The 9430-nt window shown below is 40.8% G+C and carries 11 protein-coding genes and 1 pseudogene; 3 read left to right on the plus strand and 9 right to left on the minus strand.

The window, feature by feature from the left end:
• Positions 1-239 (minus strand): transposase (locus tag ACK5MF_RS03780; RefSeq protein ID WP_416919518.1); only part of this gene is annotated, 239 nt, incomplete at its 3' end.
• Between the two features lie 72 nt (positions 240-311).
• Positions 312-581 (minus strand): annotated as a pseudogene (locus tag ACK5MF_RS03785) (D-2-hydroxyacid dehydrogenase); the annotation flags it as partial.
• 104 nt (positions 582-685) lie between these two features.
• Here ACK5MF_RS03785 and ACK5MF_RS03790 point away from each other — a divergent pair.
• Entirely contained in the window at positions 686-1273 is a 588-nt protein-coding gene (locus ACK5MF_RS03790; protein ID WP_416919520.1) for a YjaG family protein, read from the plus strand.
• Positions 1274-1400: 127 nt separating this feature from the next.
• Here the strand turns inward: ACK5MF_RS03790 and ACK5MF_RS03795 are convergent, their stop codons facing one another.
• The 7 genes from ACK5MF_RS03795 to ACK5MF_RS03825 form a co-directional block, all read right to left on the minus strand.
• Positions 1401-2354: an ROK family protein gene (locus ACK5MF_RS03795; RefSeq protein WP_416919522.1), complete on the minus strand. Its 954-nt coding sequence runs from the start codon at positions 2352-2354 to the stop codon at positions 1401-1403.
• A gap of 11 nt (positions 2355-2365) precedes the next feature.
• Positions 2366-3331, minus strand: a complete 966-nt coding sequence (locus ACK5MF_RS03800; protein ID WP_416919523.1) for a D-2-hydroxyacid dehydrogenase — start codon at positions 3329-3331, stop codon at positions 2366-2368.
• Between the two features lie 10 nt (positions 3332-3341).
• Positions 3342-4613, minus strand: coding sequence for a TRAP transporter large permease (locus ACK5MF_RS03805; RefSeq protein WP_416919525.1), 1272 nt, complete (start codon positions 4611-4613; stop codon positions 3342-3344).
• Complete coding sequence (locus ACK5MF_RS03810; RefSeq protein WP_416919527.1) at positions 4610-5086, minus strand: TRAP transporter small permease; 477 nt, start codon at positions 5084-5086, stop codon at positions 4610-4612. The genes ACK5MF_RS03805 and ACK5MF_RS03810 overlap by 4 nt, the downstream gene beginning before the upstream one ends.
• 85 nt (positions 5087-5171) lie before the next feature.
• On the minus strand, positions 5172-6137 hold the full coding sequence (locus tag ACK5MF_RS03815; RefSeq protein ID WP_416919529.1) for a DctP family TRAP transporter solute-binding subunit: 966 nt from the start codon (positions 6135-6137) through the stop codon (positions 5172-5174).
• Positions 6124-6846: a FadR/GntR family transcriptional regulator gene (locus ACK5MF_RS03820; protein ID WP_416919531.1), complete on the minus strand. Its 723-nt coding sequence runs from the start codon at positions 6844-6846 to the stop codon at positions 6124-6126. Before ACK5MF_RS03820 ends, ACK5MF_RS03815 begins: the two co-directional genes overlap by 14 nt.
• Before the next feature lie 23 nt (positions 6847-6869).
• Positions 6870-7688 (minus strand): HpcH/HpaI aldolase family protein, encoded by an 819-nt coding sequence (locus tag ACK5MF_RS03825; RefSeq protein WP_416919533.1) that lies wholly within the window; start codon positions 7686-7688, stop codon positions 6870-6872.
• 363 nt (positions 7689-8051) lie between these two features.
• Here ACK5MF_RS03825 and hupA point away from each other — a divergent pair, with 363 nt between their 5' ends.
• Entirely contained in the window at positions 8052-8324 is a 273-nt protein-coding gene (gene hupA / locus ACK5MF_RS03830; protein WP_416919534.1) for a nucleoid-associated protein HU-alpha, read from the plus strand.
• Positions 8325-8383: 59 nt separating this feature from the next.
• A complete protein-coding gene (locus ACK5MF_RS03835) occupies positions 8384-9076 on the plus strand; it encodes a DUF1481 domain-containing protein (RefSeq protein WP_416919536.1) in 693 nt (230 codons plus the stop codon).
• Positions 9077-9430: the final 354 nt, after the last annotated feature.

The raw sequence follows: 9430 nt of genomic DNA on the forward strand, positions 1-9430 counted from the left end.
AGATTGGCGATTCTCTTCTTCAGCTCGCGGATTTCTATTTGTTCTGGCGTAAGTGGAGAGGCTTTCGGTGCAATGCCTCGTTGCTCTTGCTTGAGTTGCCGTACCCAGCGATCCATTGCTGATTGACTTACATTCATTGCTTTAGCGGCTTCGATAACCGAATAGCCATGCTCTGTTACTAATTGTGCTGCTTCAAGTTTGAATTCCGCACTAAAAGTGCGGCTTGTACGATTTGTCATAAAATCACCTGTTTGTCTCTGAGGTGTATCTTAACACCTCTATTCAGGTGGCCAAATTCACTGTACCACTACAAAGATACCTTTGACGTTCGTTAGTAGATAATCTTTTCGCAGATGAGGAGCGGTTAAGGCATCAATACCGGCATAAGCCGATTGCAACCATTTAAGCTTAGGGAAATCGTCAAGACATTTGGCTGCCATTGGTGGTGCCGCTAAAAGGATGGTCGCGTCCTCTCTTTGCTCGGTAATCAGCAAATCTTCGAGTTCCAGTGATTCAATCTTTTCGCGGTAGACGTCGTCATGTTCCGTCAAAATATAAAGTTTGTGAGTGAAATTGTTCATAACAGCGGCTTTTTCCCTCTGCGGTTTCTATTCAAGTTTCTTGATGTTACTTAAGCTTATCCAGTACACTTCCGCTGTCTATTTTCCTCAACGGTTGAGTACTTATGCTGCAAAATCCTGTGCAGGTTCGCTTAGAAAAGTTTGAACCTTGGCAACAAATTACTTTCATGGCTTGCTTGTGCGAGCGTATGTACCCTAACTATGCCATGTTTTGTGAAAATACTGAATTTGGTCATGCTCGCGTTTATCGTGACATTCTTGACAGCGTGTGGGAACAACTGACGGTAAAAACCGCCAAAGTGAACTTTGAACATCAACTTGAGAAGCTGGAAGAGATCATCCCGAATTCTGAAGATTTCGATATCTATGCGGTTTTCCCGGCCATTGACGCTTGTGTGGCGTTGTCTACCTTACTGCATGGTCTGTTGGATCGCGATTACTTGTTTGAAAATATGTTAGAAGTGAGCCAGATCTCGGTGACAACGGTGGCGCAACTCGAAGAAGCGCAAACCGGTGAAGAGATCACCAACGAAAACCAAAAGCAGAACGAAGCCGTTTGTGCTGAATGGGATGTGCAATGGGCTATCTATCGTCCTTTGCGTGAAACTGAAGGTCGCGATATCGACCTGATTAAAGATTTACGTCAAGAGCTGCGCGAAGAGGGCGTGAGTAACCTGGGTTTCACTCTTTAGTTGGGCGTGACTCTTTAGTTTGGTGTGATAGTGTAAAGATAAAAATAAACGGTTCAAACGTAAAACCGTTTATTTTTTATTGCTTATAAGTCTCTCGATAGATGTCTTTAAAATTTGCGGATAGTGGTTATCCTGACATCAATTCCTGTTTTAAAATCAGACCACCTTTTTCGCGAAATACCGGTAGTAGAGCTGCACCGATTACACCTGATGAATCACCATTACAAGCTTGTACAATGGGTGTTTTGATTTTCTTGTGGAAAGTGTACTGAGAGACTCGTTCGTTAATTAGCGGGTATAACAATGTCTGATTCGACATTCCGCCACCAAGTACGATTATTTCAGGATCAATATGATTAATGAGATTGCCAATAACTCGGGCAACTTGATCGGCATAGAGCAAGATATGGGCTTCTTCACATGTTCCTTTTTGAGCCATGCTGAATATATCTTTAGATGACATTTTCTTGCCATATTTAGCTTCATAGGTGCGTTCAAAGCCAGTACCAGAGCAAAAAGATTCTACACAGTTTGTGCCACCACAATAGCACACCTCCTTACTGCCATCTTTTTCAACGCTATAACCAGGTAAAGGATTGTGACCGATTTCTCCTACCAATCCGTTGAGACCGGTGATGAGGTTGCCATTGATAATTAACCCAGAACCGAACCCTGTCCCCATAATGATTGCTGCACAAGATGATTTTGCTTCTGAAGCGGCTCCTGTTAGAAATTCAGACAGCGCAAAGCAGTCAGCATCATTCGCAATATCAATCGAAAATGCAGGATAGTGACATCGCAAATCATCTAAAAAATTTTTGTCGTTAAGGCAAAGGATATTCGCCCCTATCATCTTACCTGTCAGAACATCAACCGAACCGCAGCAACCAATGCCTATTGTATTGGTCGAACCATCTGATAACTTTAACATCGAATCAATAGCTGAAATGACACCTGTCAAGAATGCGGAATAATCACTTTTTGGGGTTGGTTTTCTATCACGCTGGACAACCTCATTGATCTTTGCGTCGTAAAGAATTGACTCGATTTTTGTTCCGCCAATATCCAAACCAATAAACATATTTCCCCCCTTTAATTTACCACGTTTATGGGTTGCCCTGCTTTAAATGCTTTTATGTTGTCAATGACCGTTTTAGCAATACGTTGGCGAGCATCTAATGTGGCCCAAGCCAAATGAGGTGTAATAATGCAGTTTTTTGCAGATAATAATGGATTATCTTCTTGTGGTGGCTCTATTTGTAAAACGTCAAGCGCCGCACCTGCAATGCGAGCATTATTCAGTGCATCTGCGAGATCTTGTTCTACAACCAACTGTCCTCGAGAACAGTTAATAAGAAAGGCATTTTCTTTCATTTTGTTAAGGTTTTCAGCATTAATCATATTCATCGTTGATGGTAATGCAGGGCAATGTAGCGAAAGAATATCACTTTCAGAAAAAACGGCATCAAGCGTTTTTATTTCTACTGGATAACCGACCTCATGTTCTTTCACCGCATCGAATGCAATAATCTTCATGCCCATCGCCGCGCCAATTCGACCGACTGATTTACCAATGTTACCAAATCCGATGATACCTAAGGTTTTACCTGCCAGCTCAATCTGAGGTGATAACCAGTAAGTCCAATCTTGATTCTTGGTCCATCCTGAATTTTGAATTACATCATTGCTGTTTAATTCAACTCGACGAGCTAGGGCAAATATAAGCGCAAATGTGTGTTCCGATACTGTAGTGGTGCCATATATCGGCACATTAGAAATCTTAATGCCTTTTTCGGCAGCATAAGAAGAATCAATGACATTATAGCCGGTAGCAGCAACACTGATGAATTTGAGGTTTGGACAAGCGTCAATGACTTCTCGGTTAATAATCGTTTTATTTAAGATTACGATTTCAGCATCACCAATACGATCGATCGTTTCCTCGATACTTTTTGCAGCGAAATCATAACAAGTAATCTCTTCTAATGATGCTATATCACAAAATGGATTATCATCAGGGTTAAGTGCGTAGCTATCAAGACTAATAATTTTTTTCATTTTTACTGACCTAAAGTAATGATGGAAGGAGCGTTGCTATTTGAGGAATGAGAACAGTTAAAATGAGTACGACTGTCGGTGGTACCAACCAAGGCCAAATGGATTTCATTATTCTGCCAAAATCTACTTCTGCTACTTTGGATACAACAAACAGTGCCATACCCATTGGTGGTGTGAGTGTTGATATCATCAAGTTTAATACGACAACGACACCGAAATGGATAGAATCAATACCATAATGAGCGGCAACAGGGGCAAGAATAGGGATCACCATCATCATTATGGCGAGAGACTCGATAAATGAACCGAGAATAAATAACACAAAACAGACTATAAACATGAAAATAATCGGACTTTCAGTCATGCCTAAAAATAGATTGACTATTTGTTGCGGAGCTTGTTCGCGAGCAACAATATATCCAAATAAGGATACACCGGTGATAATGACTGAAATAGATGAAGTAACGGTAGCTGTTTCATAAAGGCTATCCCAGAGCTTTTTCCATGTCAGCTCATGATATTGAATACGGTCGATGACAAGCGCATAAAATACGGTGATTGCTGCAGCTTCTGTTGGTGAGAAAAATCCTGAGAATAATCCACCGATAATAATGAAAGGTGTGAGAAGCACGGAAAAAGACTTTTTCAAAGACTGCCATTTTTCTGCACAAGTCGATTTTTTATCGGTTGGATAATTATTCTTAATCGCGTAACGATGAACCATGACCATTAGTGCCGCAGTACACAAAACTCCTGGTAAAACACCGCCAAGAAAGAGAGCGCCAATCGAAGTGTTTGTTACAACGCCGTAAAGAACCATAGTAATAGATGGTGGGACGAGTGGACCTATAATCGAACTGGCAGCTGTGACGGAACATGAAAAATCATCATCGTAGCCAGCATCTCTCATCGCTTTAATTTCTAATTTACCTAATCCGCCAGTATCTGCCATTGCAGAGCCAGACATGCCAGAGAAAAATAAAGAAGCGAGTACGTTTACATGACCTAAACCTCCAGGACGGTGTCCGACAAGAGTACGAGCAAAACCGAATAGGCGATCAGTAATACCACCGCTATTTAGCAAGTTGCCTGTTAATATAAACAGTGGTACTGCGAGCAGTGAAAAAGAGTCAATACCGCCAATAATATGGTTAAGAGCAAAACTCAGAGAGGCGCCAGTATAAACGAAATAACCCAGTGATATACCGAGTAAAGCTACCCCTACTGGGATGCCTAAAAATATGGCTATTAACCAAATCCCAACTAAAATTGCGACCGTCATTTTGTCTCTCCTTCATCTGTGAATCGTTTGATGCGCTCTTTCATTTTTTGGATCAGGCGTAATAGAACTATCGTTGCGCCAATAGGGTAAGACATAAACAAGATCCCACGCGGTACAGGTAATGTCACAGTAGAAGAATGCATTTCACGAGCAGTACTACTTAATCCATACCAGAGGATAGTGGCTGTGATAATAAAGTAGATGATGAGATCGCCCATATTAAATAGAAAGTTGTATGTACGAGGCATTCTTTCCACAAGGAAATCTACTTTGAGTTGATTGTTTGTACGTGTTACTTCACCAAGCCCGATAAAGCACATCCAAACAAAAAACCAACGAGACAATTCCTCTGTCCAAATCGGAGGGGTTTCCATGAACAAACGTCCAAAAACTTGTAAAAGAATGACAAGCAACAAACCAGTTAAAAAGAGGGTAGATACAATACCTTCCGGTGAATATTTACTCCATTTCATGATATTTTCTCAAATTAAGAGTGCAAAAACCCGCCCCTACTGAGTTAGAAGTTTATAGATATAGCAGTTAGGAGCGGGAATGGGTTTATTGAATCGCTTGAATTTTTTCTACGACACCGGCGCCGAATTTATCATCAAGTTTTTGGTAATAAGGCTTCATCGCTTCTCGATAAGGAGCAAGATCAGGATATGTCACGTTGATGCCTTCAGCCTTAAACTTAATTAAAAGTTTGGCTTCATCTTCATACATAAGCTTATCGTTAAGTTCACGACCCGCTTGAGATGCTTGTTTAAGCCAACCTTGCTGCTCGCTTGTTAAGCTATCCCATCTAGATTTAGAAACTTGAACCGCTTTATTAGCGATAAAGTGGTTGGTTATTGCTAGGTTTTTTTGTACTTCATTGAATTTAAAAGAGTAAATTGAAGGTAAAGGGTTTTCTTGTGCATCAATTTGGTTCGTTTGAAGTGCTAGGTATGTCTCTTGTGAACTAATTGGTACCGGCCGCGCACCACACGCTTTTGCATAGTCCATCAAGAAATCAACATCCGGTACTCGAAGTTTTAATCCTTTCATATCGGTAATTGAATTGATCGGGCGGTTCGATGTGGTCTGACGTATGCCGAGGTACCATAAATCAATAGTCTTGATGCCTTTATCTTCAATTTTGCCAAGCAATCCTTGTCCATATGGAGAAGCCATGACTTTACGTAGGTGTTCCATGTCACGAATTACGTACGGTTCGCCAATGACTTTTAATTCTGGGATCAAGAATGACATATCTGGTAAGCCTTGAAGTGTCATATCAATTTCGCCATGGCTCACTTGTTGAAGTACATCTTTTAGTTTGCCAAGTTGGTCAGAAGGATAAAGTTTCAACGTCATTTCGCCGTGGGACAGTTCTTCAAGTTTCTGTCTCATTGAATCTATGGCTTTATAGTGGTTTGTATCTGGGTTTTCGTTAAATGCTACCGATAAAGTTGTTTGCGCATAAGATGTACCAGCAAGTAGGGTTACTGAAATAGCTAAAGTAAGGTTCTTAATCTTCATCATTGGGTTCCCTTATATTAACCTCATCATCAAGCTCAAACGTCATCAAAATAATGCGCCTGACATCATCGTAGGACCGATCACAAATAGCGCGAAATATTTCTACGTGTTCAGCTTGTGTCTTTGGTTGATTGGTTTTTTTTATATTGAGTGAGCGCTGCAAATCTCGTTTATTCTGCATCCCCCATTTGAGTATGCTTTTATACAGAGCCACTAAAATTGGGTTATCCATTGCGTCAGCAAGAGTATTATGAAAAGCCAAATCTAAAGTTAGATAATCATCGACACTATCAAGAGATTTAGCCATCTCATCCAGAATATGTTGTATAGACTTGCGTTGTTCTTCCGTTAGTCCGGTTTCACACAGTTTCAAAGCTATATAAAGCTCAAGGGCAATACGAAGTTCGTAAAAATTTAGCCAGTCATCATTGTTTTGCACTACGATCGGTAACACTTCATGAAGATTATTTAATAGAGCTTCGTAGCTTGGTGTTTTGACTACAGGTCGAGTTCCGCGCGATAATCTTAAAAATCCTTTGGATTCTAAAGAAAACAGCGCTTCACGAACTGAAGGTCGACCGACACCGTAAGTTTCCATTAAATCTCGTTCAGATGGCAATAAATCACCATCTAAGTGTACACGTTGTTTAATTTGCGTAAGGATGTCTGTTTCAATTTGCTCCGATAGTCGGGTACGAATTACTTTGCTCAATTTATTGCCCTTTTATTCGATGGTTAGATATTAATCTGTGTCTGTTTACCTACCATCTTATCACTATTCCCTCCATGTTCACGTAGGCCGTCCAGTTTTTCTACTGCGGTGTCGATAAACATCAGAATATCTGCCGCGTGGACGATAAAATTAGAGCCAGCATCCATCATTAATTTTTCAAATGTTAAGTCGGCCCATGGGAAATGCACCCCTGCAGATTTACCTGCTGCACGAGCTTTACGCATAACGTTTTGACAGAGTTCTATGAACTCTGGATTGTGGTAATCTTCGGGCATTTCATATTGACAAGAAAAATCGTGAGGACCGACAAACACACCATCAATCTCTGGAATGGCAAGGATATCGTCAAGGTTATTAACCGCACGCACGCTTTCGATATTGACCCAAAATGTAGTGTTTTTATTATAATTCTCTACATATTTTTGCATGGTATCGTTTAGTTTAATTTTGCCATCAATGAGTTGTTTTACTTTCTCGCCTTTGAGTGGTCGATACTTGATAGAAAGCAGTTCTTTTATCTCTTCGACGGATTCTAAGTAAGGGAAAATGATACCAGTAGCCCCTGCATCCATTGCAACGGTTGCACTGTAATGATCATGATTGGGTACTCGTACGATTGGAGTAATCCCTGCCTCTTTATAGCCTCGACACATCCATGCCAAGTTTTGGATATCGTGACCAGTGTGTTCTGTGTCAATGAACAAAAAATCTGGTGCGATTTTTTTACAAGCGTCTAGCCAGTATGGCGAGTTCACAGTCAATAATGTGCCGTAAACATTCTCACCATTATCAATGGCTTTCTTAAATTCTGCAGGAGTCATTTATTCGCCTTAATGTTTGTTTGGGTTAGTTGAAATATACGCTCAAAAGTGTTTGTTTTTTGCTCTCCTCTTCACACTTTTCAAAAGTGGTATAACTTTTAGCTAGTTATGCCTGTTATTCTTGGAGTGTCGACGTGTACAAATAGTGAACAAAATAGCAATGTGAATTTGTCTGTTTATTAGCAAAAAAGAATTAGTAACAATGAAGTCACGGAGTGATGAGACGGTAAATTGTGAGTTGATGCTCAGATTATGGTTAAAACTACGTCATTTAAGTGGATATTGCGTGACAAACCTTTGCCAGACTGGGCATTTATGCTTTAGAGTGAAGCGAATTCGATAACCTATCAGAAGGGAAAACTAATGAACAAGACCCAATTAATCGACTTTATCGCAGAAAAAGCAGATCTATCTAAAGCTCAAGCTAAAGCTGCTCTTGAAGCGACTCTAGGCGCAGTTGAAGGTGCACTAAAAGGTGGTGACCAAGTTCAACTAATTGGTTTTGGTACATTCAAAGTAAATCATCGTGCAGCTCGTACTGGTCGTAACCCAAAAACGGGTGCTGAGATTCAAATCGCTGCAGCAAATGTACCTGCATTCGTAGCGGGTAAAGCTCTGAAAGATTCTATTAAGTAATCTATACTACGCCGAGGTAGTTTTATCTCGGCGTTCTTTGCTATGAAACGTTCTTTGCTATGAAAATAGTCCTTTTCTCTCTAATCACTGCCGCACTTGTTGCGGGATGTTCCTCTTCCATAACCACAGCTAACTTTAACCAAATAAGCCATTTTTCTGGAGGTCAACGTTCCGGAGATGCGGCCAGTTATTATTGGTATAGCGAAAGTCCAACTCAGGCCGTTTCAGCCTCGGATCATGTTACGTCAGAAACCTATGGCTGGTATCAAACGTCTTACCGTTGGGATGAAGGAAGTGTGCGTGAAGTGGTTCGCAATGGTGAACAACTCAAAGACGGTAAGCTAGTGCCTTATACCGCGCATGTTCGTTTTAACAAAGACGGCGAGGCGGTGTATCAGCAATACCGGGTCAATAAGAAAATTCTTCCTTTGAATGAAGGTCAGCTAGAGCGCTACGTTTTAGAAGCCAATGCCATTACTAAAATGACCAAAGACCAGAATAAGCAAGGCCTTGAGTTGATTCAGGGTTTTTGGGATGGTTCCACATTCGAAACCTGCAATGGCGCAGACTATAGCAAGGTAGAATTTAACCATACTCTGCCTAGTTTTGTGATGAGCCGTTTATCCAGCCTGGATAACTACATCGGCTTCCTTGGCAAAATCCGCAATAACACCGTTTATATTGATGAGTTATTGGTTCTTGCCGACGATGATCATGACTGTATTGAAAGACCGAATTTGATTAAAGAGTGATATAAAAATTTAGCTCTCTCCTTAATTATAAAGAAGCGAGTATTATCGTTATTCTGAAAAATACGCTAATCACCGTCATTATTCCGGAAAATACTCTAACCACCGTCATCCCGGAAAATGCGTAGCATTTATCCGGGATCTCGCTCTTCTTGCGCATATCGTGAGATTCAGATTCCTGCCTTCGCACAATGCTGTTCGTTTAAGAGTTCTCTTTCTTTTTTCGTGAGCTCTTCAACGGGAATTTGATAGGTTTTATCTTGACCGCCCGTTCATAATTTGGGCGGTCTTGCTTTGGCATAATAAACTCCCGTAATGACTCGGTTAAATCTTTTAAACGCGCGGGGAGTGACTGAA

This window comes from Vibrio sp. (genome assembly GCF_047973365.1).
Lineage (GTDB): Bacteria > Pseudomonadota > Gammaproteobacteria > Enterobacterales > Vibrionaceae > Vibrio.